The 25,858-nt window shown below is 45.5% G+C and carries 19 protein-coding genes; 10 read left to right on the top strand and 9 right to left on the bottom strand.

Annotated features, from left to right (window positions below):
- Positions 1-203 precede the first annotated feature (203 nt).
- The 7 genes from L5L97_RS17670 to ampD form a co-directional block, all read right to left on the bottom strand.
- A complete protein-coding gene (locus L5L97_RS17670) occupies positions 204-4,697 on the bottom strand; it encodes an EAL domain-containing protein (protein ID WP_263183145.1) in 4,494 nt (1,497 codons plus the stop codon).
- Between the two features lie 455 nt (positions 4,698-5,152).
- Positions 5,153-6,580 (bottom strand): dihydrolipoyl dehydrogenase, encoded by a 1,428-nt coding sequence (gene lpdA / locus L5L97_RS17665; protein ID WP_105250398.1) that lies wholly within the window; start codon positions 6,578-6,580, stop codon positions 5,153-5,155.
- 147 nt (positions 6,581-6,727) lie between these two features.
- Positions 6,728-8,716, bottom strand: coding sequence for a dihydrolipoyllysine-residue acetyltransferase (gene aceF, locus L5L97_RS17660; RefSeq protein WP_173247848.1), 1,989 nt, complete (start codon positions 8,714-8,716; stop codon positions 6,728-6,730).
- A 12-nt stretch (positions 8,717-8,728) separates the two neighbouring features.
- Positions 8,729-11,395 (bottom strand): pyruvate dehydrogenase (acetyl-transferring), homodimeric type, encoded by a 2,667-nt coding sequence (gene aceE / locus L5L97_RS17655; protein WP_105250400.1) that lies wholly within the window; start codon positions 11,393-11,395, stop codon positions 8,729-8,731.
- Positions 11,396-11,476: 81 nt separating this feature from the next.
- Positions 11,477-12,229 carry a pyruvate dehydrogenase complex transcriptional repressor PdhR gene (pdhR, locus tag L5L97_RS17650; RefSeq protein WP_105250401.1) on the bottom strand — a complete coding sequence of 251 codons (753 nt, stop codon included), beginning with the start codon at positions 12,227-12,229 and terminating at the stop codon, positions 11,477-11,479.
- Positions 12,230-12,546: 317 nt separating this feature from the next.
- A complete protein-coding gene (gene ampE / locus L5L97_RS17645) occupies positions 12,547-13,398 on the bottom strand; it encodes a beta-lactamase regulator AmpE (protein ID WP_173496212.1) in 852 nt (283 codons plus the stop codon).
- Between the two features lie 81 nt (positions 13,399-13,479).
- Positions 13,480-14,043: a 1,6-anhydro-N-acetylmuramyl-L-alanine amidase AmpD gene (ampD, locus tag L5L97_RS17640; RefSeq protein ID WP_113940785.1), complete on the bottom strand. Its 564-nt coding sequence runs from the start codon at positions 14,041-14,043 to the stop codon at positions 13,480-13,482.
- Between the two features lie 258 nt (positions 14,044-14,301).
- Here ampD and nadC point away from each other — a divergent pair, with 258 nt between their 5' ends.
- The 10 genes from nadC to L5L97_RS17590 all read left to right on the top strand — a co-directional run bounded on the left by nadC (position 14,302) and on the right by L5L97_RS17590 (position 23,545).
- Positions 14,302-15,183 (top strand): carboxylating nicotinate-nucleotide diphosphorylase, encoded by an 882-nt coding sequence (gene nadC, locus L5L97_RS17635; protein WP_263183140.1) that lies wholly within the window; start codon positions 14,302-14,304, stop codon positions 15,181-15,183.
- A 749-nt stretch (positions 15,184-15,932) separates the two neighbouring features.
- Positions 15,933-16,358, top strand: a complete 426-nt coding sequence (locus L5L97_RS17630) for a prepilin-type N-terminal cleavage/methylation domain-containing protein (RefSeq protein WP_311999983.1) — start codon at positions 15,933-15,935, stop codon at positions 16,356-16,358.
- Between the two features lie 73 nt (positions 16,359-16,431).
- Positions 16,432-18,144 (top strand): type IV-A pilus assembly ATPase PilB, encoded by a 1,713-nt coding sequence (gene pilB, locus L5L97_RS17625; RefSeq protein WP_263183139.1) that lies wholly within the window; start codon positions 16,432-16,434, stop codon positions 18,142-18,144.
- A gap of 148 nt (positions 18,145-18,292) precedes the next feature.
- On the top strand, positions 18,293-19,564 hold the full coding sequence (locus L5L97_RS17620; RefSeq protein WP_263183138.1) for a type II secretion system F family protein: 1,272 nt from the start codon (positions 18,293-18,295) through the stop codon (positions 19,562-19,564).
- 39 nt (positions 19,565-19,603) lie between these two features.
- A complete protein-coding gene (locus L5L97_RS17615) occupies positions 19,604-20,530 on the top strand; it encodes a prepilin peptidase (RefSeq protein WP_263183137.1) in 927 nt (308 codons plus the stop codon).
- Positions 20,531-20,678: 148 nt separating this feature from the next.
- Positions 20,679-21,296 carry a dephospho-CoA kinase gene (gene coaE / locus L5L97_RS17610; RefSeq protein WP_263183136.1) on the top strand — a complete coding sequence of 206 codons (618 nt, stop codon included), beginning with the start codon at positions 20,679-20,681 and terminating at the stop codon, positions 21,294-21,296.
- Positions 21,289-22,023 (top strand): cell division protein ZapD, encoded by a 735-nt coding sequence (gene zapD / locus L5L97_RS17605; RefSeq protein ID WP_212601342.1) that lies wholly within the window; start codon positions 21,289-21,291, stop codon positions 22,021-22,023. Before coaE ends, zapD begins: the two co-directional genes overlap by 8 nt.
- Positions 22,024-22,096: 73 nt before the next feature.
- Complete coding sequence (gene yacG, locus L5L97_RS17600; RefSeq protein WP_006083355.1) at positions 22,097-22,306, top strand: DNA gyrase inhibitor YacG; 210 nt, start codon at positions 22,097-22,099, stop codon at positions 22,304-22,306.
- 79 nt (positions 22,307-22,385) lie between these two features.
- Positions 22,386-22,778, top strand: coding sequence for an 8-oxo-dGTP diphosphatase MutT (gene mutT / locus L5L97_RS17595; RefSeq protein ID WP_263183135.1), 393 nt, complete (start codon positions 22,386-22,388; stop codon positions 22,776-22,778).
- Positions 22,779-23,008: 230 nt separating this feature from the next.
- Positions 23,009-23,545, top strand: coding sequence for a thioredoxin family protein (locus L5L97_RS17590; RefSeq protein ID WP_263183133.1), 537 nt, complete (start codon positions 23,009-23,011; stop codon positions 23,543-23,545).
- A gap of 66 nt (positions 23,546-23,611) precedes the next feature.
- On the opposite strand, the gene L5L97_RS17585 is transcribed toward L5L97_RS17590, so the two are convergent.
- Positions 23,612-24,538: an exopolyphosphatase gene (locus L5L97_RS17585; protein WP_263183132.1), complete on the bottom strand. Its 927-nt coding sequence runs from the start codon at positions 24,536-24,538 to the stop codon at positions 23,612-23,614.
- Positions 24,539-25,855, bottom strand: a complete 1,317-nt coding sequence (gene rhlB / locus L5L97_RS17580) for an ATP-dependent RNA helicase RhlB (RefSeq protein ID WP_063884693.1) — start codon at positions 25,853-25,855, stop codon at positions 24,539-24,541.
- Positions 25,856-25,858: the final 3 nt, after the last annotated feature.

Below are 25,858 nucleotides of genomic sequence, written 5' to 3'. Positions count from 1 at the left end.
TGGACCGACTAGTGATAAGTTTGTGTACTCTTTATACAAACAGATGAAGTTTAATTGAATAAACCGCTAAACAAAATATCCATCACCACTGAAGACGATAACGTTTACATCTCAAGCTCACAGGCTTATATCGTGCAGACGATTGCCCATCAGCTGTACAAATATTAAGTATTCGCGAGCCAATAATAGACTATGTTTCTAGCTTAATGATCAATAGAGACGATTTTGTTATCTGTCTCTAAATAGCGCTCAAAATCATCAACGCACATAGGCTTAGCAAAATAATACCCTTGAATAATATAACAGCCACGGCTAAAGACTTGCTCTAACTGCTCAACCGTCTCAATCCCTTCAGCAACCACATTTAATTTAAGGTTACGGGCTAATTCAATAATACTGCTCACAATCGCCTGATCTGCGGTATTAGTGGCGATATCAATCAAAAAGGAGCGATCAATTTTTAGGGTATTGACTTCAAAATTACGCAAATAAGCCAGTGAAGAATACCCAGTACCAAAGTCATCGATGGCAACCTCGATCCCCAAAGATTTCAATCGAGTAAGATGGTCTTTAGCGACATGCAACTCCTTCATCAATACGCCTTCGGTGATTTCTAATCCTAAAGATGCAGTTGGCATTTGGGTTTCTTGTAAAATTCTTTGGATATCTTCAATAAAATCTGGCTGCCTAAAATGCACAGCCGAAATATTAACCGACAACTTAAAGCCCGAGCCATAGCGCTTAGTCCAATTGGCTCCCTGCACACAGGCTTGTCTTAATACCCAGCGGTCAATATCAACAATTAAACCGCAGGCCTCGGCGACTTTGATGAAAATATCGGGACGAATAAAGCCGTCCAGCGGATGTTTCCAGCGAATTAATGCTTCCATTCCTATGAGCTTATCATTACGCAAAATATCAATTTGCGGCTGGTAATAAAGCTCGAACTCTTGCCGTTCTATGGCTTTGCGTAAATCGGCCTCAAGCCGTAAATGATAGAGGGCTTGAGCATTACGCTCCGAGGAATAATATTGGAAATTGCCTCGCCCTTCTTCTTTGGCATGGTACATAGCAAGATCGGCATTCTTGATAAAAGCCTCAGGCTGTACCGCATCGTCGGGCCAAATACTGATGCCTATGCTGGTCGAAATATAAAATTCCCGACCATATAACTTAAAAGGCGCGACAATTTGCTCCAACAGGCGCTCGGCGACATGGTTAATATCGTCAATGCTGTTTGCATTGCGGAGTAAAATCACAAATTCATCGCCACCAAAACGACAGAGTAAATGCTCGCTGGAAATACAAGATTGCAGTCGGCTTGATGCTTCGACCAGCAGTGCATCGCCCATGCTATGACCATAGGAATCATTAACATGCTTAAATCTATCGAGATCTAAAAACAATAGCGCCAGTTTCTCACCGGTTTGTTGCGCAGCTTGAATCGACTGTAATAAACGGCTAGAAAATAAGGAGCGATTTGGCAAGCCAGTAAGTACATCGTAATTAGCCAAACGGCGTAAATCGGCTTCAGTACGTTTACGCTCCGTAATATCAGAAAATACCACCACATAGTGGGTTACTTTCCCGTTAATGCTTTGCATCACCGACACGTTTAGCCACACAGGACAAAGTTGCTGATTGGCGCGGATTAACTCCCGCTCTCCAGTCCAAGACTGACTATCACGGAGAAGTTGCTTGATTTCCGATGCTAATCCGTCATTCATCTGTACGAATTGTGCAAATGGTTGCCCGACTAAGTCGTCAGAATCTATACCAATAATTTGTTGCGCAGCGTAATTCGCAACGCGAATACCGCCTTCGACATCTAAAATCAACACACCTTCAGAGGTATTGCCAAACGCTTTCGCCAATAAATTAATTTCATCCTCTAGCTGGCGTTGCACAGTAATATCGCTATAAATACCCGCGACCCGCTCAATTTCATTTGAGTGCTTATTGCGAGCAACTGGCCGCCCTCTAACCCTCAGCCATCCCCAATTACCGTCCTTACGCTGATAGCGATATTCGGCCTCGAATCGGTCAATCTCACCCGCCATCATGTTGTCCCACTGAGCGAGAGCTTTCTCCCTATCCTGCGGATGCACAGGCAAATCCTCTAAGCTCACCACAATCTCATTGGCATGCGTACCAAGCACCGAACCGCGATTATCAAGGTGAAATGCCTGAGTATTTTTATGCCACTCCCAGAGATCTGAGTCACTGCCGCGCAAAGACTGCCTTAACCTGTCCTCACTCTCCGTTAATGCCAGATTCATCTGCTTAAATGTATTGATCTGTCGTTGTCGATACCAAGCAAGACTTAAAGCAATAATAGAAAATAACAGCAGCAAAATACCTTTAAAACCTTGGGATAACCACCAATGCTGCTCAACATAAAAAGGATAAGAGAACGGCTTATCTGACCATATCCCATTAACTTGACTCAAAATATCTAGCACATAGCCACCCGCAGCTAATCCTGCGAGGTTGACCTGAGATTCCCCCTGCAACAAGACATAATGGCTATCTTCATCCTGATAACGTAATCGGTATTTAAATTGGATTGGCGAATCATCGAGGTAATCTAAGTTAGTGATTTGAAAACTCACCATATTCGCATCGGGTTTGATGGCCATCAGGTTACGCGGCAACAAAGATACCTCTGTCGTGTTGTTATAGTACACAGAGACAGATTCAAGCATCACATGGTCATCGGTTATACGATTGACCAGCCTATTGACATCGAGTCGCATCACTCCTTCAGGTGTTCCTAAGTAAAAGCCTGTTTTTGGCGAATAAAAATAAGCGCCCTCGTTCATTTCATCGGAAATCAAACCATCGAGTTGATTAAACATGGCGATATTGCCAGTTTGAATATCCTGACGAATCAAAGAATCAGCACAACCCACAAGATTTGACTTAGGGGTCTTTTGAATAAAAAACACTGAACTACAATTTAATTGCCATTCGGAAGTCAGTGAAACTAACGATTCCGCCTGCTGATGATATTCAAACAAACCTTTTTCATAGGAACCAAACCAGATAATTCCCGGGGACATTTCTTCAATATGGCTAATCGTTGGTTGTGCCGCAAAAGCATTAAATAAGTGCCGTTGATCATGAAACTCGTTTTGACTGTCTATGTAACCAAAGACTTTTTTACCGCCAACCCAAAGACGACCGTCAGAGGTACGATAAATCGTGCGGATCACTGGCCGCTTGGGGCCATCAAATTCGTTCGATGACTTATCAATATCAAATGGCTGGGGCTCATAGAGTCCCATTTCCCAAAAATAGAGTCCCGTGGTAGTCGCAATCCAGACGCGTCCTTTCAGTTTGGGATCCCGATAAGTTTTATATATGAGCTTATTTTTAAAGTCATCCTGACCGTGAGTCCATTTAGAAAAACTGCTGCCTTGCAAGGTCTCTTTATCAATAACAAAAAGACCACTGGTTGTTGAGATCAGTAAATAATGGTCCTCAAACTCACTAATATCATAAATACTTTCGTGGGGATTAAACCCCTCAATCGGAATGTTAACCGCTTTTTTACTGCCCTTAGCAACAAAATCTAAACTGGAAGAACCGAGCCAAACCCCTTCATCACTGGCATGTACAGACCAAGTCATGGCATCGCTCAGCTGATAGGGTTCATCTGCCGCATAAGTATCAAGAATGAAATCAGGCGGTGACGCTAACAATGCCAATCCATCACCAGAGCCTCCAACCCACATCAAGCCTGCATCATCAAACAACATGGCTTTCAGCGTTTCCATGTTGGCCTCAGCCTTCAACTCTTGCTGATAATTCTCAATCAACCGCGTCTCAGGCGACCATTTTAACAAGCCAATACGACTGGCAAACCACAAATACCCTTTAGCATCTTCAATGATCGCTGTGCTCCAATCGGGTAATTCTGGCACAGGTGTAATTTGATGAGCGATTTGATCTAATTGATAAACACCACGCCCTGTCGCAATCCAGATCCTATGTTGAGTATCCTCCAACATATCGAGAATACTGCCCATAGATTCGGTCCAAGGGTATTGGAACAGCCGTTCGCCCTTGTTATCGAGGAGCTCTAGTTGCAACTGCCCCGCAACCAACATGTGTCCATTGGGCATAAGCAATAACTTGCGCCAAGGAAGGTCGCGATTAACAGCTAATTGAGTGATAAGGCGAAGTTCTGACTTTGAAGGGGAAAACTCATAGATCTGACCATTATCAATTAATAATCGCCATGTTTTGCTATTCTTGCGGGCTGCCGATATCAGCGCACCACCTGGAAACTGCGGGAATAGATAGGGAGAACCAAATGCGGTAAATTGATTTTGCACTATATCGTAAAGGTAAATCGCGGCATTGGTGCTGACCAATAACTTGTCTCGGTCGATGTTCACCACTGTCGTTAAAAAGTCATCCGCAAGCCGTGATTCCGTGCCAATTTTATCAATGCGCCGCACCTTAGAATTACTGACCCGATACAAGCCCTGCTCAGTCGCTGCCCATACAAAACCGTAGTCATCTAAGGCTAAACCTCGGATGCTGGTGACAGCTAAACCGTCTCTATCGGTAAAAACACGCTGCACAAAGCCGCCCGCCCAAGCCGAATGGACGCTAATCAGTGAAAGGATGAAACATGTCAGAATTGTTCTAATTATTTTTGTTTGCATGTGACAACTTACTTCATACATATACCCAAACCACCTCAAAATGCAGAATTCAGCGGCTGATGTTAACGGCATGGTAACGCACTTTCAGCAAGGCTATTTATTGCTCCTGCATAAATGGCATTCACGACATATATGGCGATTGCAGCTATTTGCAGGCCTAGTGGGCTAAGTCAAAAATAGCCAACACCGCATAAAGTGCGTTACCCCGTGGTTAACATCAGCCACCGGGACGGAGCACCCAGGGCACTCCACTTCCGTGTTGCATCAATTCAAAAGGTAGCTACATTTTTTCATTGATGCGCCTTGAATTGAAGCCCCCTCGGCGCTCTGAAACTCGTATTTTGAGGTCGCTTGGGTATAACTGTACTGTAGCAGCTCAATCCCTTCAATTCATCCGCTTGTTTACATAAAAGTTACAAAAAAATACAGGCAATAAAAAAGCGCTCAAGTGAGCGCTTTTTTAATCGACAGCTAAATTACTTTTTCTTTGCCTTTGGGTTTGGCAAATCAGTAATAGAACCTTCGTACATTTCAGCCGCTAAGCCTACTGATTCGTGCAGTGTTGGGTGAGCGTGAATGGTTAATGCTAAATCTTCAGCATCACAACCCATTTCAATCGCTAGACCGATTTCGCCTAACAGCTCGCCGCCGTTAACACCCACAATAGCACCACCGATCACGCGGTGAGTGTCTTTGTCGAAAATCAGCTTAGTCATGCCCTCAGAGCAATCAGACGCAATCGCACGACCACTTGCAGCCCATGGGAAAGTTGCGGTTTCGTAAGCAATACCTTGCTCTTTCGCTTCTTTCTCAGTCAAACCAACCCAAGCTACTTCAGGGTCAGTGTAAGCAATTGATGGGATGACTTTTGGATCGAAATAGTGCTTCATGCCAGCGATAACTTCAGCCGCTACATGGCCTTCGTGCACGCCTTTGTGAGCCAACATGGGTTGACCAACGATGTCGCCGATAGCATAAATGTGCGGTACGTTAGTACGCAGTTGCTTATCAACCTTGATAAAGCCACGCTCATCAACGTTAACACCTGCTTTTTCAGCATCTAACGACTTGCCATTAGGTGCACGGCCAATAGCCACTAATACGGCATCGTAACGAACGGCTTCAGTTGGCGCGCTCTTACCTTCCATAGAAACATAGATACCGTCTTCACGTGCTTCAACCGCTGTGACTTTAGTTTCAAGGATCAGGTTGAATTTCTTCTTGATTTGCTTAGTAAATACGCGAACCACATCTTTATCAGCCGCAGGGATCACTTGGTCGAACATCTCAACCACGTCGATTTGGCTGCCTAAAGAAGCGTACACAGTACCCATTTCTAGACCGATAATACCGCCGCCCATCACTAACAACTTGCCTGGAACTTCTTTCAGTTCTAATGCGTCAGTCGAATCCCAAATACGTGGATCTTCATGCGGAATAAATGGCAGTTTGATTGGACGAGAACCCGCAGCAATGATCGCTTGCTCGAAAGTCACTTTAGTCACAGTGCCATCTTCAGCAGTCACTTCTAGCGTGTTAGGGCCAGTGAATTTACCAAAACCGTTAACCACGTTAACTTTACGCATTTTGGACATGCCGCCCAATCCGCCAGTTAATTGGCCAATGACTTTTTCTTTAAAGCCACGTAACTTATCTAAATCGATAGTTGGCTCGCCGAAGACCACACCGTGAGCGGCAACCGCTTTGGCTTCTTCGATAACTTTAGCAACGTGCAGTAAGGCTTTAGATGGGATACAACCCACGTTAAGACACACGCCACCTAAAGTGCTAAAACGTTCAACTATGATGGTTTCCAGACCTAAGTCAGCAGCACGGAAAGCCGCAGAATAACCTGCAGGACCTGCACCTAATACCACTACCTGAGTTTTGATTTCGTTACTCATGTTTTCCTCTAATTCTCATTCAATCCGTTGGAGGAGCTATCCTGCCAACCGAAAATGCGCCAGCGCGTAAGGTGGGCGCATTTTAACCTGTGTTTGATACTGATCACAATAAACAAAAGGCTGCTCAAGATGAGCAGCCTTATATGCTTACAGAACCAAAGTACGAATATCGGACAGAATTCCTGACAGCGTCACACTAAAACGTGCAGCCATGGCACCATCGATCACGCGGTGATCGTATGACAGTGACAGCGGCAACATCAATTTAGGTTCGAACTCTTTACCATTCCACTTAGGCTTAATTTCAGATTTAGACACACCTAAAATTGCCACATCTGGGTAGTTCACGATAGGCGTAAACGCCGTACCGCCAATACCACCTAAACTTGAAATGGTGAAACAGCTACCTTGCATATCAGCAGATTTCAGCTTGCCATCACGGGCACGGATAGAGATATCAGCCAGTTCACGAGATAACTCGATAATGCCTTTCTTATCCACGTCACGCACGACTGGCACAACCAAACCGTTTGGCGTATCAACCGCCACACCGATGTGGAAATACTTTTTCTGGATCAGTGATTCGCCATCAGAGCTTAAGCTCGAGTTGAACACAGGGAACTGTTGCAACGTTTTAGCCACAGCTTTCAGCATAAACACTAAAGGCGTGATCTTGTAATCGGCTTTTTTCTTCGCCGCTACATCGTTTTGCTGCTTGCGGAACTCTTCCATTTCAGTGATATCAGCTTCATCGAACTGAGTCACGTGAGGGATAGTTACCCAGTTGCGGTGTAAGTTAGGGCCAGAAATCTTCTGGATACGGCTTAATGGAATCTCTTCCACTTCACCAAACTTACTGAAATCAACTTTAGGTGCTGCAATCACTTGCAGACCGCCGCCATTACCTGAACCAACAGAAGTTGCCGCAGTCGCTTTCGGACGCGACAGTTCGTATTTAACATACGCCTGTACGTCTTCTTTCATGATGCGACCTTTACGGCCAGAACCTGTCACTTGGGTCAAGTCGACACCAAACTCACGGGCTAAACGACGTACAGCAGGAGACGCATGTACCGCACCGGTAGACACAGGGGTACCTGCGCTTGGGTGATGGGGTACTGGTGGACGGCTTGCAGGTGCAGCAACGGGCGCCGCGCTCACTGGAGCAGGAGCCGCCGCTTGTGCAGCAGGTGCTGGAGCACTTGCTGTTGCAACAGAAGTCGTCTCAATCGTCGCAATGACGCTACCTTGAGAAACCTTGTCACCCACTTTAACAGTCAAAGACAGCAGTTTACCGGCAAATGGCGCTGGCACTTCCATGGTGGCTTTGTCAGTTTCAAGGGTAATCAAACCTTGGTCAGCAGTGATTTCATCACCGACAGACACGAGCACTTCGATCACATCGACATTGCTGGCATCGCCAATATCCGGCACTTGAATTTCTTTTACCGCAACCACGCTTGCCGCAGGTGCTGCGGCCACTGGTGCAACCGTCGCGGCTGGAGCCGCTTGGGCAGCAACGGTTGGCGCGGCTGCAGGTGCAGCGCCGCCCACTTCAAGCATGATGACTAAAGAGCCTTGCGACACTTTATCGCCAACTGCGACTTTAACGTCTTTAACCACACCCGCGAAAGGTGATGGCACGTCCATGGTCGCTTTGTCTGTTTCTAGGGTAATTAAACCGCTATCAACCTCAATCTTGTCACCGACAGCAACCAGGACTTCGATAACCGATACATCAGTGTCGCCACCGATATCTGGTACTGTCACTTCAACCACTTTGGTTGCGCCCGTCGCAGGAGCAGCAGCCACAGGGGCAGGAGCCGCTTGAACTGGTGCAGATGCTGGTGCCGCCTGAGCGGGTGCTGCAACTGGAGCCGGAGCGGCTGCTGCCGCGCCCGCCGCTTGCATCATAGCAATCAAAGTACCTTCAGATACTTTATCGCCCACAGCCACTTTCAATTCGGCTAAAACACCGGCGAAAGGCGCTGGAATATCCATAGTCGCCTTGTCGCTTTCGACGGTAAGAATCGATTCTTCTGCAGCTAGGGTATCACCCACAGCCACACAAATTTCGATCACTTGCACTTCATCGCCGCCGATATCAGGAACAAAAACTTCTTTTAATTCAGCCATTTTTATTGCCTCTTACGCGTACTGTGGATTGATCTTGTCAGCGTCGATACCATATTCTTTAATGGCTTTTGCTAACACATCGACAGGCAGCTCTTTGCGATCAACCAGTGATTTCAGTGCCGCAATAACGATGAACTTAGCATCCACTTCGAAGTGGTGACGCAGATTCTCGCGGCTGTCTGAACGACCGAAACCGTCAGTACCTAACACTTTGTAATCGGTAGGAATATAAGCACGTAACTGTTCGCCGTAAATCTTCATATAGTCAGTCGCGACGATTGCAGGTGCATCACTTGAAATCACTTGGCTGATATAGGCTTGTTTTGGCGTTTCGGTTGGGTGCAGCATGTTCCAACGCTCAGCGGCTTGACCATCGCGAGTCAATTCGTTGAAGCTAGTTACGCTAAATACGTCGGCAGTAATACCGAAGTCTTTCGCCAGTGCTTGCGCCGCTTTACGAGTTTGTTCAAGGATAGTGCCACAGCTCATTAACTGAACTTTGCCTTTACCTGAACCCGCAACCGTTTCTAACTTGTAGATACCTTTCACTATGCCCACTTCCGCGCCTTCTGGCATGGCTGGTTGCTCATAGTTTTCGTTCATTGTGGTCAAGTAGTAGAAGATATCTTCTTGATTCTCGCCGTACATACGACGGATACCATCTTGTACCACAACGGCGATTTCGTAGCCGTAGGTTGGATCGTAAGTAATACAGTTAGGGATAGTGTTCGCCAATACGTGGCTATGACCATCTTGATGCTGTAAACCTTCGCCGTTAAGCGTTGTACGACCTGAAGTACCGCCCACTAAGAAACCACGAGCACGCATGTCACCCGCAGCCCAAGCCATGTCGCCAATACGTTGGAAACCGAACATTGAGTAGTAGATGTAGAACGGGATCATAGGTGTATCATTGACTGAGTAGCTCGTCGCTGCTGATACCCATGAAGACATAGCGCCGAGTTCGTTAATCCCTTCTTGCAATACTTGGCCGGTTTTATCTTCACGGTAGTAAGCAACTTGGTCAGAATCCTGCGGAATATATTTTTGGCCTTCGTGAGCATAAATACCCACTTGACGGAACAAACCTTCCATACCGAAAGTACGAGCTTCGTCAGGAATAATTGGCACAATATTTTTGCCAATTTTCTTGTCTTTCAGCAGAGCTGTCAGAACACGAACGAATGCCATAGTCGATGAAATTTCACGGCCGTTAGAGCCCTGTAAAATCGAATCGAAAATCTTCAGTGACGGCACTTCCATCTCTTCGGTGAACTTTTGACGACGTTGTGGCACGCTACCATGCAGCGCTTCACGACGGCTCATCATGTACTTCACTTCTTCAGAATCTGGACCTGGGTGATAGAAAGGCAGATCTTCTAACTGGTCATCTGGGATCGGAATATTGAAACGATCGCGGAAGTAACGGATAGACTCGATACCCATTTTCTTCACGTTGTGAGCGATGTTTTTACCTTCACCCGCATCACCTAAGCCGTAACCTTTTACAGTCTTAGCTAAAATCACCGTTGGGCGACCTTTGGTTTTTTGTGCGTGATCTAAGGCAGCGTACACTTTCACAGGATCATGACCGCCACGGTTTAAGCGCCAAATGTCATCATCTGACATGTTAGCCACCATTTCGGCCGTTTCAGGGTACTTACCAAAGAAGTGTTCGCGTGTATAAGCGCCACCTTTGGCTTTACAGTTTTGGTATTCACCGTCAACGGTTTCTTCCATTAACTGCAGTAACTTACCGCTAGTGTCACGGGCCAATAATGGATCCCAGTAACGACCCCAAATCACTTTAACCACTTCCCAGCCTGCGCCGCGGAATTCGCCTTCAAGTTCTTGGATAATCTTACCGTTACCACGCACAGGGCCATCAAGACGCTGTAAGTTACAGTTAACGATGAAGACTAAGTTATCTAATTCTTCACGGGCCGCTAAACCAATCGCACCTAAGGCTTCTGGCTCGTCACACTCACCGTCACCTAAGAAACAGTAAACGGTTTGTGCTGAACAATCTTTCAGACCACGGTCAGTCAGATATTTCAGGAAACGCGCCTGATAAATAGCTTGGATAGGACCTAAGCCCATAGAAACCGTTGGGAATTGCCAGTAATCCGGCATCAGTTTTGGATGTGGGTATGAAGACAGACCCTTGCCATCCACTTCTTGACGGAAATTAGCCAGTTGGTCTTCGCTTAAACGACCTTCTAAGAATGAACGCGCATAAATACCAGGGGCGATATGGCCTTGGAAATACACTAAATCGCCACCGTCTTTTTCATTGGGTGCGCGGAAGAAGTGGTTAAAACATACGTCATAAATAGTCGCGCTTGAGGCGAAGCTTGAAATATGGCCGCCTAATTCTAAATCTTTCTTAGAACCACGAAGCACCATAGCTAAAGCGTTCCAACGGATGATGGCGCGAATGCGACGTTCCATCTCTTGGTTGCCAGGCATGTGCGGCTCTTGACCCGCAGGGATAGTGTTCAGGTAAGCCGTTGTGGCGTTATAAGGCAAGTGAGTGCCATTACGACGCGCTTTATCGATCAGCTTTTCTAGTAAAAAATGCGCGCGCTCTGGGCCTTCCTGTTCCAACACGGCTTGCAGGGCATCAACCCATTCCTGAGTCTCTAACGGATCTACGTCTTGTAGCATATCTTCAGACATGACACTGTCCTTCTCTATATACATGATAATGAATGGTGTTTGCGGCATATTCCGATTTAGCTGGCAGCTAAATCACAGAACTTAAGCGCCACTCTTTAAACGGCGCAAGCTTCGCTGCAACCGGCTATCTTCTTCCCGCACAGATAACATCACCTCTTCGATGTAACTTAAGTGTTCATTCGAGGCTTCTCTGGCGGCGTCGGGATCACGACGAACGATGGCAGCGAGCAAGGCCCGTCTGTGATCGTTAGCCATAGTAGAAGCTTCTTCGCGGCGGCTTAAAAGCTCCAGGTTTTGCGCCACATTTTGATGCAGCACAGGGGTTAAACTAAGAACGAGGTGTAACATAGCCACGTTATGTGACGCTTCCGCCACAGCACGATAAAAACGCACAATCGCAGCAGCTTTTTGTTCGATATCGGTGGCGGCTTCCACCTCGAGGATCATACGCTTGATATTTTGCATATCGGCGTCGGTACCACGCAGGGCCGCAAAATAGGCCATCATGCCTTCGGTGGCATGGCGGAACTCCAGTAAGTCGTACTGACTCTCTGGATCTGAATTCATCAGTTCAACAATAGGATCGGCAAGGGTCTGCCAGAGTTGTTCTTTGACATAAGTACCACCGCCTTGGCGGCGCATTAACAGTCCTTTTGCCTCAAGCTTTTGAATAGCTTCACGCAAAGAAGGTCGAGACACTTCAAACTGGATCGCCAGTTCGCGTTCAGGCGGTAACTTCTGACCGGGCTGTAAACTCCCCTCTAAGATCATTTGCTCTAATTGCGCCATGATCACGTCAGAAATTTTTGGCTGATTAATTTTACTATAGGCCATCAGGCGCTCAGCTCCGTTGTAAATTGGTCTTACCAATTTTTTTGAGTGAGCGCACTTTATCAAATCAGCGTTTTGATGTCCAGATTGAAGATCACTCCTTAAAAGCGATCTCGATCAAAAGCACTCACGAAGAGAGAGCATAGCGGAAAAAAATGTTTATGGGGTCAGACCATTTGACAAAAGCACGGGCTTCGCCCTACTAGGCGCTGCAAAAAGCGCAGCGGATAGATTCTAGGCTCTAGATTCTAGACTAGAAGGAGCACTACGACGCCCTAGCAGCGAAGCGTTCTCGATTCTAACAGCGAAGCATCCTTCTTTTAGCTCACCAATCCGAAAATGGTCAGTAATGAAAGTATTGCAACAATAAGTGTAAAGTTACGTTTACTGAGCACTAATAATGCTAAGGTTGATTGTACACATATAGGTGCACTTGCGACCTCAGGTAAAGGTTGTGCCGCTAATGCCGTTTCAGCAACCACAGTGCGAGCGCTCACATTTAAGGTCAATCCATTACGGCGCCACGCCGCTAAACCTTCACTAAATTGACCACTTAAGGCATAACCAAAGGCGAAAATCCGGCTCGGTAACCAATCCAGTATCGTAATCACTTCGTTGACTAAGGGTAGCTCTAGAGATTTACGGGCATTCTCTTCGGCATAAAAACGTACCGTGCAATACAGTACCGCACCGACTGGACCTAAAAAAATGAAAAACAGCGCCACGGCACCATAATAACGATAGTTAATCCAAGCAACACTTTGCCCCACTTTGGCACCAAGGTCTTTCTCGGATACAGCATCTAAACACTCGCTACAATCGAGTTCGGCGGCATAATGGTAACAAGCTTGGACGTCTGAGCGACAAGCGGCTTGCATATATTTTTTGAAAATATCACGCTGTTTCTGATGGTTAAAACAAACCACTGCCACAACAATCCATAGTGCTAAACTTAATAAGCCCCAAAACATTCCCGCCACTAACCAAGATAAAACATATACCAACAAGGCTGGTAGCACTAACGCCAACGCCATCATCACGCTTGTCAGTGACGCTTTATCACCGAAAAATGTTGTCTGATAGGATTGCAGTAAACGATCAAATTGCCATGATGAAGGAAGAAATTTAAGTCGCTCCACTAAAATGGCGACCAAGAGTGAAAATAATGCCATGGGCTGTACCTCTATAATTTGTCCATAAATAGTCTAGGTTTATATGGAATACGTCTAAAATCCAAAAAGTTAAGTGATTAACTAAGAGCGCAACGCCTGAGTATATTCCTTTAACTTGCCTAAATATCCTTCCCAATCAAAACTTTGCCCTGGGTCCGTTTTCCGCATTGGCGCAATATCACAATGACCCACAATCCGTTCAATACTCAGCAATGGATATTCTACCAGTAGGGCTTGTGTTAACTCGATGAGTGACTGATATTGCTCAGGAGTGTAAGGCTCAGTATCTGTGCCTTCCAGTTCAATACCAATGGAAAAATCATTACAATTCTCTCTCTCACCATAACGAGACACCCCAGCATGCCAAGCCCTGTCATTACAGCTTACATATTGGACACGCTCGCCATGGCGGCGGATCAAAAAGTGCGCCGACACTTGCAAGCCCTGCAACGGTGCAAAGCTGGAATCGGCATTAGTATCTAAACACCCTTGAAATAATTGATCAATGTAAGGTAATCCAAAGCAGCCTGCGGGCAGACTAATATTGTGGATCACTAACAAACTCACTTCATTCAAGGGACGTTGATTAAAATGTGGCGACTCACAACGCCTCGCACTATCACACCAACCCGAATCAAACCGCATGATGAGCTTATCCTCTATGCCACATATACTGGCTTACTCTAACAGTATTCCTCCAAGCAAAGAAGAAACCCTGCGCACGGAACTTACTGACTGAGCTCTCTTTTAACATTGAGATCATGGAGCAAACCATCCACTCTCAATTTAAATAAGGCTGCAGCTTACTCCTTTTGCTCAATCTGCCAACCTGTTCCGTGAGACCTAAGGCCGTGGTAATCTTAACCTAAAATGCAAGTAGGCCGTAATGCAAGGACTCCGCTTATGTTAGAAAACGATATCCGCCAATCAGTAAAATCAGCCCTCAGTGAAGACTTAGGTGGCACCGAAATCAACGATCAAACCAAAGCCATCGCTTATGGCGACATCACAGCAATGTTGATCCCCGCCGATAAGTACGCTGAAGCCACTTTAATCACCCGTGAAGAAGGCGTTTTTTGTGGTAAAGCATGGGCAGAGCAGGTTTTTAACCAACTCGGTGGTGAAGTCGCACTGCATTGGCATGTGGATGATGGCGATCTAGTATTACCCAACCAGCTATTATGTGAATTATCAGGTCCTGCGCGCGCTATTCTCACTGGCGAACGCACGGCAATGAACTTTATCCAAACACTTTCTGGTGTTGCCACCTTAACCAAACATTATGTCGATAAACTGGCGGGGACTCACACTCACTTGTTAGATACTCGCAAGACAATTCCAGGCCTACGCACGGCACAAAAGTATGCCGTCACCTGCGGTGGCGGAAAAAACCATCGTATTGGTTTATATGATGCTTTTTTGATTAAAGAAAACCACATTATGGCCTGTGGCGGCATTCGCCAAGCCGTAGATACCGCCCGCAGCTTGTACCCGAATAAACCCGTTGAAGTCGAAGTGGAGTCACTCGAAGAGCTCGCCTTAGCACTCGACTCTGGCACAGATATCATAATGTTAGATAACTTCGACATCACTAAGATGGTCGAAGCGGTTGAAATGAACAATCAATATAAAGCTAAAGGCGCCGGCGCTAAGCTTGAAGTCTCTGGTAATGTCACCTTAGATACCTTAGCCGAATTTGCCAAAACAGGGGTGGACTATATCTCAGTTGGCGCACTCACTAAGCATGTTCGCGCCTTAGATTTATCACTCAGATTAAAAGCTTAAAACCGCTAGATGTTAGCTGGCAGTGGAATGTTCTCGCAAAGTACTGTAAGCACATTCCACTCATAAAATATTAAGGCGAAATGCATTTTTTTGTAGGGCTCCAGCAAACAAAATGACGAAATTACGTCTGTACTATCATACTCAGCATTCACCCTCACGAAGCACCCAACCCGCCACCATTTCATGTCACCAATTTGACGACATAGAGAGACACGCCAGCTAAACTGATATTGTCAAAAAGTTGTTATAACCTAACATGTCGATAAGTTAGCCTTTTATACAAAAACAACACTTTATTAGTACTTTATACTTAACTTTTGTTTCCTTTTACCTAACTTTGTACTAACTTTTACCAAGGCGAGATGGCCGTTTGGTCAACCTCACCTAAGGTCAGCACTGGGATTCTTTTTAAAATTGCCTAGTTCACGTTTTTTGAGAGGCATATTTTTGAAAACGTTAGCCTAAGGTGCGGTTGCCGAAACAATTTATTCAAATAAGCGCTAACCCAGCATTAACTTAGTGCTAATTTAGCAAAGCGAGCTTGGATAAATCAGCATGAGTCATTACACATGGGTCATTCAAGATCATCGGTGTACTGTTGATGTTACATAGATCATATAAATGATTTTATTGACATAAATGAGTTATAAAGTTTGATGAGATAAAACAATTTATAGAGTAAAACAGCGGTTAGGTTAAACACTCTATTCAACCACAGTAAGTCACTAAATAGTTAGCTGGAGAGAAAAATGAAGGCCATGAATTTAAACAAAGCATTAAATAAAAAAGCTCAGGGTTTTACTCTGATCGAACTAATGATCGTAGTCGCCATTATCGGTATTTTGGCAGCTGTTGCTTTACCAGCATACCGTGATTATGTTGGTTCAGCCCATGGTGGTGCAGCCATGAAAGCAATTGCATCATATACGACTAAAGCTGTGACATGTACTCAATCAGGTATTAGTTGCGATACTTTACCAGCAGATGTTGCTGCAGCCCCTGGAATGTCATTAACTGGACTTGCTGCAGAAGGAGCTGGTGGAACACTAGTGTTTGCAGAAGGTTCATGTACACTTACAGCAACTATATCTCCTGAAGGTAGAGTTACATACGGAATTGTTAACGTAGGCACTGGAGCCACAGCCGCCCAATGTACTGCAGGGGCAGGTTTATAGTTTAGTAAGTATATTTACTTCATAAATGGCAGCGCAGCTGCCATTTAACCTTTAATACATTTAGGTTTTAAAGATGCCCACAACCGGCCTTCATTTAGGTTTATCCACCCTATTTATCCGTAAAGGTCTGCTAAATGAAGAGCAGATGGCTAACGCCATCACTAAATCCCGTCAAAACAAACACGCCCTTGTAAGCACTTTAGTTCAAAGTAAGCTGGTCTCTGCCCGTGCAATAGCCGAGCTTTGCTACGAAGAATACGGCACACCATTACTCGATCTTAATGAGTTTGATCTTGCTTCCATTCCTGAGGATTTTCTCAATAAGAAACTCATTGAGAAACACCGTTGTTTACCCTTATTTAAACGCGGGAATCGCCTCTATATCGGCACATCCGACCCGACCAACATTGCAGCCCTCGAAGACTTTCAATTTAGTGCAGGGCTGCATGCCGAAGCCATTCTGGTTGAAGAGGATAAACTTGCTAAGGCGCTGGAAAAAATTCTCGAAGAAGATATCAGCGGTCTCGATTTAGGCGGCATGGACGAAGCTGCGCTGGCAGCGATAGAAATTACTGATACCGACAGACGTAGCGAAGAGTCTACTGGTGAGAGTAGTGACGATGCGCCTATTGTTATCTATATCAATAAAATTTTAACCGATGCCATCCGCAAAGGTGCGTCAGATTTACACTTTGAACCCTATGAGAAACGCTACCGCATACGGTTTCGCATTGACGGTATTCTGCACGAAGTCTCTGAACCGCCGATTAGCCTCGCTGGTCGTTTATCGGCACGACTAAAGGTAATGTCGAAACTCGATATCGCCGAACGGCGCGTGCCGCAGGATGGTCGAATTAAGATGAAGCTTTCCCGCACTAAATCTATCGACTTTCGGGTAAGTACCTTGCCGACGCTCTGGGGTGAAAAGATTGTAATGCGGATTTTAGACTCATCCTCCGCACAATTGGGCATTGAAAAGCTCGGTTACGAACCCGACCAAGAAAAGCTCTACCTTGAGATGCTAGCAAAGCCCCAAGGGATGATTTTAGTGACAGGCCCAACAGGCTCAGGTAAAACCGTCTCCCTTTACACTGGGTTAAATATTCTCAATACAGAAGAGCGTAATATTTCTACCGCTGAAGATCCGGTTGAGATTAACCTTGAGGGTGTAAACCAAGTTCACATTAATTTAAAGGCAGGGCTAACCTTCGCGTCCGCTTTACGTTCATTTCTACGCCAAGACCCCGATGTGGTGATGGTCGGGGAAATCCGCGATCTTGAAACTGCAGAGATTGCCATTAAAGCGGCACAAACGGGTCACTTAGTCTTATCAACCTTGCATACTAACTCGGCAGCCGAAACCTTAACCCGTTTAATCAATATGGGTGTTCCAGGCTACAACATAGCTAGCTCTGTGAATCTGATTATTGCCCAGCGCTTAGCGCGTCGTCTATGCCCCGAATGTAAACAAGCGGAAGTGATCCCCGAGCATGAATTACTTCGTCTAGGTTTTGCCCAAGCACAAATTACTCAGGGCTTTACCACCTTTAAACCCATTGGCTGCGAACATTGCTCTGCAGGCTACAAGGGACGGGTTGGCATTTATGAAGTGATGAAAATGTCTGACGAAATAGCCCGCACTATCATGGAAGGGGGGAACTCTTTACAAATCGCCTCCCAAGCTAAAGCGCAAGGAATGCGGGATTTGCGTCAATCGGGATTATTGAAAGTGATCCACGGTGTTACTAGCATTGCAGAAGTCAATCGCGTCACAAGTTTTGGCTAAATCCAATCTTTATGTCTAAAGTTACGTCTAAAATTCAGGCAATAGCGCATTATTACTCGTATATTTGAATCTTAGAGTCCAAACTATTTCGCAAGCACAGCGTTCAGTTAACTAGAAATCTAGAACGATTTATTTACAGGGATAATTTATGGCTACGGCAACGACCACAAGAAAGCCTCGCACCAAGAAAGCCGAGCAAAAAAGCCAACCAAAAATCTATACCTTTGAATGGAAAGGCCTAAATCGCGACGGTAAGAAGACTGCAGGTGAACTCAGAGGCGCAACTGCCGCCGAAATCCGTAGTCAGTTAAAATCCCAAGGAGTTAACCCTAAGAGCGTTCGTAAGCAGTCCTCTGCGCTATTTAAGTTAGGTGATCCGAAAATCACCCCTATGGATATTGCCATGATGACCCGCCAAGTTGCGACTATGCTAGCGGCGGGCGTACCTTTAGTGACCACTATTGAGCTACTCGGCCGTGGTCACGAAAAAGCTAAGATGAGGGAACTATTAGGAAATATCCTCAGCGAAATTCAATCTGGCATTCCTTTATCTGATGCAATGCGTCCCCATAGACGCTACTTCGATGAGCTATATGTTGACCTAGTTGCAGCAGGTGAACATTCAGGTTCACTAGACTTGGTCTTCGATCGCGTGGCTACTTACAGAGAGAAAACGGAAGCTCTCAAATCCAAAATTAAGAAGGCCATGTTCTATCCGGCTGCTGTTGTCATAGTCGCACTATTAGTAACAACATTATTACTTCTATTTGTAGTGCCTCAATTCGAAGAGATATTCAAAGGCTTTGGCGCTGAACTACCCGCCTTTACTCAATTAGTACTACACATTTCCCGCGGCTTACAATCCTCTTGGTATATCTTCTTAACAGCTATCGTCGGCGGAGTATTTTTGTTCGTTCGAGCCCACAGAAACTCACAAATTGTGCGAGATAGAGTCGATGAAGCTGTGCTTAAAATCCCCGCTATTGGGCCTATATTACATAAAGGTGCCATGGCACGATTCGCCCGCACTTTAGCAACTACTTTCGCCGCGGGCGTGCCGTTAATTGATGGTCTAGAGTCTGCCGCTGGCGCATCTGGTAATGCGGTATACCGCAAAGCCATTTTAAAAATCCGTCAAGAAGTGATGGCAGGGATGCAGATGAATGTGGCTATGCAAACCACAGGGCTTTTCCCCGACATGTTAGTGCAAATGGTGATGATAGGCGAAGAATCCGGTTCACTGGATAACATGCTCAATAAAGTATCAACCATCTACGAAATGCAAGTAGATGATGCGGTTGATGGCTTATCAAGCCTGATAGAACCGATTATGATGGTGGTCATCGGTACTGTCGTTGGCGGGTTAATTGTTGCTATGTACTTACCTATCTTCCAGATGGGTAAAGTTGTTAGCGGCTAGTTTAATTTCTCATCCTCAAAATATAAATAAGAACATCAAATGTCAGAATTTATCTCCATTTTGGGCCAGTCTCTAAACCAGAGTCCTTGGCTCTTTATTGTTTTAAGCTTTATTTTTGCCGCCACCATAGGCAGTTTTTTAAACGTAGTGATCCACAGATTTCCTGTGATGATGAAACGGGAATGGCAGCAAGAATGTAATCAGTATTTGCAGGAGTACCACGCTGAGATAGTCACACAAATCGGTATTGATAAACTCAATACACCTATAGATAGCTTCCCCGAAAAATATAATCTTGTGGTGCCGGGTTCTGCTTGCCCTAAGTGCAAAACGGCGATTAAACCTTGGCATAATTTACCTGTATTCGGCTGGTTAATGCTCAAGGGAAAATGCGCCGCCTGTCACGCCCCCATTTCCGCCCGCTACCCAATAATTGAATTCATCACAGGGCTACTTGTTGCGACTTTAGCGTGGCACTTTGGTCCAAGCTGGCAATTTGTCTTTGCGAGCATACTGACATTTGTACTTGTCGCCCTTACTGGTATCGATCTTGATGAGATGCTGCTGCCAGATCAAATGACGTTACCGTTACTTTGGCTCGGCTTGATCATCAATCTAAATCATACCTTTGCGAGCCCAACCGATGCCATTATCGGTGCGGCAGCTGGCTATTTAAGCTTGTGGTCCATTTTTTGGCTATTTAAGATCCTCACTGGCAAGGAAGGCATGGGCTATGGGGACTTTAAACTGCTCGCCGTTTTCGGTGCTTGGCTCGGCTGGCAAATGCTGCCGCTGGTCATTTTACTTTCGTCCTTAGTCGGAGCACTGGTCGGCATCACTATGATTGTAAGTAAACGCCTCAAGCAAGGTAATCCCATCCCATTTGGACCTTATATTGCTGCCGCAGGCTGGATAGCCTTGCTATTTGGACAACAGATTGTTGATTGGTACTTAAGTACGTTATAGAACAGGCTTCACTTAAGGATAACGGAACGTTCGCAAGCTTACTCACTGAACGCTTCGCTTACCGTAAGGGCGAAGCCCGTTCCGTAGACTGCAAGGACAAAGTCCGTCCTAGCAGCGTAGCGTCCTTCATAGCTTTTAAGAGAGTTTTATGTCCAAATTTGTTGTTGGTTTAACGGGTGGGATTGGTAGCGGTAAAACGACTGTTGCCAATTTATTCGCCGCAGAAGGCATTACCTTAGTCGACGCCGATATCGTTGCCCGCGACGTTGTAGCTCAGGGTTCAAAAGGACTTGAGGCCATCGTTAGCCATTTTGGCATTGAGATGTTAACGCCTGAGGGTGAACTCGATCGCGCCAAACTGCGGCAACGGATATTTAGCCACCCTGAAGAACGTGAATGGTTAAACCAGCTATTGCACCCGATGATCCGCCAAGAAATGCTAGCACAGGTAGAAAAAGCAACCTCGGCCTATGTAATTATGGTCGTGCCCTTGCTATTTGAGAACGGGTTAGATAGGTTAGTCAATCGGACTTTAGTGGTGGATATTTCGCCAGAGTTGCAAATCAGCCGCACCATAAAAAGGGACAATGTTGATGTATCTCAAGTAAATAACATCATTAATAGCCAATTGAGCCGCAGCGAAAAACTCGCCCGAGCCGACGACATTATTGATAATCAGGGAGAGATATCAACCTTAAAACGAGAGGTGCTAGCATTGCACCAACGCTATTTACAACTATCTGGTACTCATAACGCCCATGACTGAATTAGTTTACGAACAGCCCCTAAACGAGAAAATTCGCAGCTACTTGCGGCTCGAATACCTCGATAAACAGCTGCAAAGTAACCTAAGCAATGACCACCAACATAGATGTTTTTATCCGCTGTTTTCCCTCTGTGAATTGTCTGAACGCTGCGATTATCGCAATGAAGTATTAAAAGATATTGAGCGGCACTTGCTGCAACTGAACAAATGGCAAGAATTAGATCACGTCGACCACCAGCAAATCAATATCTATATCAACGCCCTCACCCAAGCCCGCGAACCGTTACAAAAGCCTGAACGCTTCGGCAGCCAATTAAAACAAGACAAATTTATTTCCGCACTACGACAACGCTTCGGCATGCCAGGTGCTTGCTGTAACTTCGACCTACCACAACTGCATTATTGGCTATCTAAACCTTGGGAAGAAAAACAGCACGATTATCGCTCTTGGATAGCGCATTTCGAACCTTTACTTACCCCGATCACGTTACTACTTCAACTTACTCGTAGCACGTCCCATTACGACAATGCCGTTGCCCACGCAGGCTTTTATCAAGGTGACAGTGCCCAAGCACTTGCTTTGGTAAGGGTTAAAGTCGATGCTTCCCACGGGTGTTATCCTACGATTAGCGGCCATAAAAACCGTTTCGCTATCCATTTTGTGCAGTTTGAACAACAACGCCACTCCGACCGTTCAATTGATTTCTTACTGGCTACCTGTGCATGAAGCCTTTACACTAATGGCCTGAAAGACATTCGTATTGGCGGCCGCTTTATCGCCGTTAACCAAGAGAACAATTATGCCATTGACCGTTAACTGCCCTATCTGCAAAGCCCCTGTCGAGTGGGTGCCACAATCTGCATTTAAACCTTTTTGCAGCGAGCGCTGTAAGTTGATCGACCTCGGCGATTGGGCGTCAGAAAAACACGTCATCCCAGTCAAAGCCGAATTTGATCCAGAAGCATTTGATGAATTTGATCTCGATGAAGGCGATTTTTTTAAAGAGTAATTTGTGGGTTTATACACGAATCACTCAGCTCAAGCCTTTAATGCACTTACTTTTACCCACTCATTAATCGATAAATATTATGACTAAACGCATCCATGTTGCCGTCGGCATTATTACTAACTCGGTCGGTGAAATTCTGTTGGCAAAACGCCCAGAACATTTACATCAAGGTGGGAAATGGGAATTTCCTGGCGGTAAAGTTGAGACAGGCGAAACTGTCACTCAGGCATTGATCCGTGAACTCAAAGAGGAAGTCGCGCTCAATGTCACTGATAGTCAGCCATTTATGGCGTTGAGTTTCGACTATCCCGATAAACAAGTGCTACTCGATATCCATTCAGTCACAGAATTTAACGGCACAGCTCAAGGCCTTGAAGGTCAGCTTATCGCTTGGGTCACTAAAACCGACTTAACCAATTACGACTTCCCCGAGGCTAATAAGCCTATTCTTGAAAAAATTCTGGCTCAGTAATCAAGTAATTTACCTCATCATCTCAATGTGTTCTATCCCCGAATCGCGATTCGGGGATGAACTATTTCAATGCCTTAACTCCGAAAAACATGTAATTATGTGATCGTTAAGCTGATAGATATTAGCAATGCGTGATCTTGCTTGCAGCAAATCAATTAATCGCTTTAATCGCATCCAGAATAATGTTTGAATCGAATTTCATTCTTTCTCTTCGATTTCGAGGGCGCATCATGCACAATAACGTTAAGGCATTCCTAGCCACTACCGCCTTATTTTTTAGTTGTCAGGTATTAGCCAATGGTGGCTGTGGATTTGAAGAACAACAACAGGGTTTAATTGCGACCTGCAGTGAGGAGAAACAAGAAGTGATTTTAACTGGCATAGTAGAAGCACAACATTTAGTCACAGATCTCAATGAGTTTGCCGAAGGGTATAAAACCTATCAAGTCGATACCAGTGCAATCACCCCACTTAAAAGCATCACTAAACCTACAGAAATTGTAGTGATCATTGGTACTTGGTGCCCAGATTGTCACCGGGAAACGCCGCGCTTTATCCGTATTATGGAAGAAGTCGCTAATCCCAATATTAAAGTGACCTATATTGGTGTCGACCGAACGAAAAAAGATCCCGAAGGCTTAGCCGCAAAATACGATTTTACCCGCATTCCAACCTTTATTGTGCTGCAGCAAGGTAAAGAAGTTGGCCGCATCGTAGAGCGTCCAACGGTTTCCTTAGAAAAAGATCTCGCCGATTTATTGAAATAATCGCCACAGTACAAACAATAAAGGCCGCATCGCGGCCTTTGGTTTTTATCATGTTTCAATAAAATATTAGCTGACTTCGTCAATAATCCGCTGAGCTAACATCACTAAAACACCTTCACGTAATGCGCCGCCAGATAAGGCTAAATGCTCGATCCCCAGCAACTCAAACAAAGCCAATAGAATAGCGACACCCGCAGCAAAAGTCGGTGCTCGCTCACTGCAAAGCCCAACAATCCCCATTAAGCTAATATCTTCTTGAGCGAGGATCTCAGCCTTCAACTGAGTAAGCACATCGAGTGTGATAGTTTCAGATAACCCTCGGTGTAGTAACACTTCTACCACGGACTGTACAGCGCCGGAGGCACCAACGACACAATGCCAACCAAGATCACGTAGGGTTTGTCTATGCTCTGCTAATGCGATTAGCACTTGCTGCTTAGCATCATCGAAATCTAACTGCTGCAGCGGCAAACTGCTGAAAAATTGGCGATTATAAGTCACGCTACCAAAGGGCAAACTGGTTTTGAACAGCACTTGATGCCCATCGCCAATGATAAACTCTGTACTCGCACCACCGATATCAATAACCAAGCGACGGCCTTGACCACAAGTGGTCGCCACCATACCTTGATAGATAAGCTCTGCTTCACGCATACCAGAGATAATTTCGATCGGATGACCTAAGAGTGGCAATGCACGCTGATTAAACTCATCAGCATTGCTAATACTGCGAAGAGTTGCAGTTGCAATCACAGCAACATTGTTTGCTTCAATCTTATGTTGCACCAACATCTGGGCAAACATACTCAAACAGTCGAGGCCGCGCTGCATGACATCGGGGCTTAATTTGCCATCGTTGCCTATGCCTTCGGCGAGCCTCACCTTGCGTTTATATTTCGCAATAATATGCGGCTGACCACCACGGGTTTTGGCGATCAGCATATTAAAACTATTTGAGCCTAATGTTATAGCGGCATAAGCGGGTGTTGGCATTTACGAATGTCTACGTGTCCTATCATGACGAGGAGGGCGAGCACCACTGCGTTGAGCACCTGGGCGGCTTGCCCCTGAACGATCACGCAAGTTTCGAGTGCCGCTAGGGTGTTTACGGTGAATCTTCGCTGGCGTAGGAATATCGGCCAGTAAAGCTTCACTGTCGTAGTTACTTACTGGAATCGAATGATTGATGTAGCTTTCGATTGCAGGCAAGTTCAATGCGTACTCTTCACAGGCAAAGCTTATCGACATGCCTTTGTTGCCCGCACGACCCGTACGACCGATTCGGTGAACATAGTCTTCGCAATCATCAGGTAAATCATAGTTATACACGTGTGAAACGTCAGAAATATGTAGACCACGAGCCGCAACATCAGTAGCAACCAATATATCTAGCTGGCCACTGGTAAATTGCTCAAGGATACGAATACGCTTTTTCTGTGGCACATCACCCGTTAATAAACCCACACGATGTCCGTCACCTTCAAGCCAAGACCAAAGCGTTTCACAACTGTGCTTAGTGTTGGAGAAAACGATGGCTTTTTCTGGCCAATCTTCTTCAATCAAGGTCAACAGCAAACGCATCTTCTCTTCTTGGGAAGGATAGAAGATTTCTTCTTTGATGTTTTTGGAGGTTTTTTCTTCGGGGGCGATTTCGACTTTAACGGGCTCATTCATATGATCATAAGCCAGCTCTTGTACTTTCATCGACAAGGTTGCCGAAAATAGCATATTAAGACGTTGATTTGCCTCAGGCATGCGTCTAAATAAGAAGCGGATATCTTTAATAAAACCAAGATCAAACATACGATCGGCTTCATCAAGTACCACAGCCTGAATTGAATTCAAGCCAATAATACCTTGGCGAACGTAGTCGATAATTCGACCCGTTGTACCAATCAAGATATCAACACCTTGATCTAATACTTTACGCTGCACATCATAACTTTCACCGCCATAAACAATACCCACCTTTAAGTGTGTGTGCTTAGCGAGTAAAATCGCATCTTTGGCAATCTGAATCGCCAGTTCGCGAGTCGGGGCCATAATGATGGCGCGGGGCTGATTAATCAGTCGACCTTCAGGTATGGGAGTCGATAATAAATGATTAAACGTGGCGACCAAAAAGGCCATTGTCTTACCAGTGCCCGTTTGTGCTTGGCCTGCGATATCTTTTGATTGGAGTAATACAGGCAGTGATAACGCCTGGATCGGCGTACAAAATTCGAAGCCGTTCTCGGCAAGGGCCTGTTTAACCTCAGGATGTAGAGGTAGGTCGGCAAACCTTTGGGTAGATAGATGTGTTTCGCTCATAGC

This window comes from Shewanella sp. SM71 (assembly GCF_025653905.1).
Taxonomy (GTDB): Bacteria; Pseudomonadota; Gammaproteobacteria; order Enterobacterales; family Shewanellaceae; genus Shewanella; species Shewanella oncorhynchi.
Note: the sequence above shows the minus strand (reverse complement) of the source record. Positions and strands in the feature narration are given on the sequence as shown.

Coding starts and splice junctions, on each gene's coding strand:
- yacG (WP_006083355.1), top strand. CDS start 22,097: ATGCCATTGACCGTTAACTGCCCTATCTGCAAAGCCCCTGTCGAGTGG.
- lpdA (WP_105250398.1), bottom strand. CDS start 6,580: ATGAGTAACGAAATCAAAACTCAGGTAGTGGTATTAGGTGCAGGTCCT.
- aceE (WP_105250400.1), bottom strand. CDS start 11,395: ATGTCTGAAGATATGCTACAAGACGTAGATCCGTTAGAGACTCAGGAA.
- ampE (WP_173496212.1), bottom strand. CDS start 13,398: ATGGCATTATTTTCACTCTTGGTCGCCATTTTAGTGGAGCGACTTAAA.
- coaE (WP_263183136.1), top strand. CDS start 20,679: ATGTCCAAATTTGTTGTTGGTTTAACGGGTGGGATTGGTAGCGGTAAA.
- L5L97_RS17585 (WP_263183132.1), bottom strand. CDS start 24,538: ATGCCAACACCCGCTTATGCCGCTATAACATTAGGCTCAAATAGTTTT.
- ampD (WP_113940785.1), bottom strand. CDS start 14,043: ATGCGGTTTGATTCGGGTTGGTGTGATAGTGCGAGGCGTTGTGAGTCG.
- mutT (WP_263183135.1), top strand. CDS start 22,386: ATGACTAAACGCATCCATGTTGCCGTCGGCATTATTACTAACTCGGTC.
- pdhR (WP_105250401.1), bottom strand. CDS start 12,229: ATGGCCTATAGTAAAATTAATCAGCCAAAAATTTCTGACGTGATCATG.
- aceF (WP_173247848.1), bottom strand. CDS start 8,716: ATGGCTGAATTAAAAGAAGTTTTTGTTCCTGATATCGGCGGCGATGAA.
- zapD (WP_212601342.1), top strand. CDS start 21,289: ATGACTGAATTAGTTTACGAACAGCCCCTAAACGAGAAAATTCGCAGC.
- L5L97_RS17615 (WP_263183137.1), top strand. CDS start 19,604: ATGTCAGAATTTATCTCCATTTTGGGCCAGTCTCTAAACCAGAGTCCT.
- nadC (WP_263183140.1), top strand. CDS start 14,302: ATGTTAGAAAACGATATCCGCCAATCAGTAAAATCAGCCCTCAGTGAA.
- L5L97_RS17620 (WP_263183138.1), top strand. CDS start 18,293: ATGGCTACGGCAACGACCACAAGAAAGCCTCGCACCAAGAAAGCCGAG.
- L5L97_RS17590 (WP_263183133.1), top strand. CDS start 23,009: ATGCACAATAACGTTAAGGCATTCCTAGCCACTACCGCCTTATTTTTT.
- L5L97_RS17670 (WP_263183145.1), bottom strand. CDS start 4,697: ATGTATGAAGTAAGTTGTCACATGCAAACAAAAATAATTAGAACAATT.
- rhlB (WP_063884693.1), bottom strand. CDS start 25,855: ATGAGCGAAACACATCTATCTACCCAAAGGTTTGCCGACCTACCTCTA.
- L5L97_RS17630 (WP_311999983.1), top strand. CDS start 15,933: ATGAAGGCCATGAATTTAAACAAAGCATTAAATAAAAAAGCTCAGGGT.
- pilB (WP_263183139.1), top strand. CDS start 16,432: ATGCCCACAACCGGCCTTCATTTAGGTTTATCCACCCTATTTATCCGT.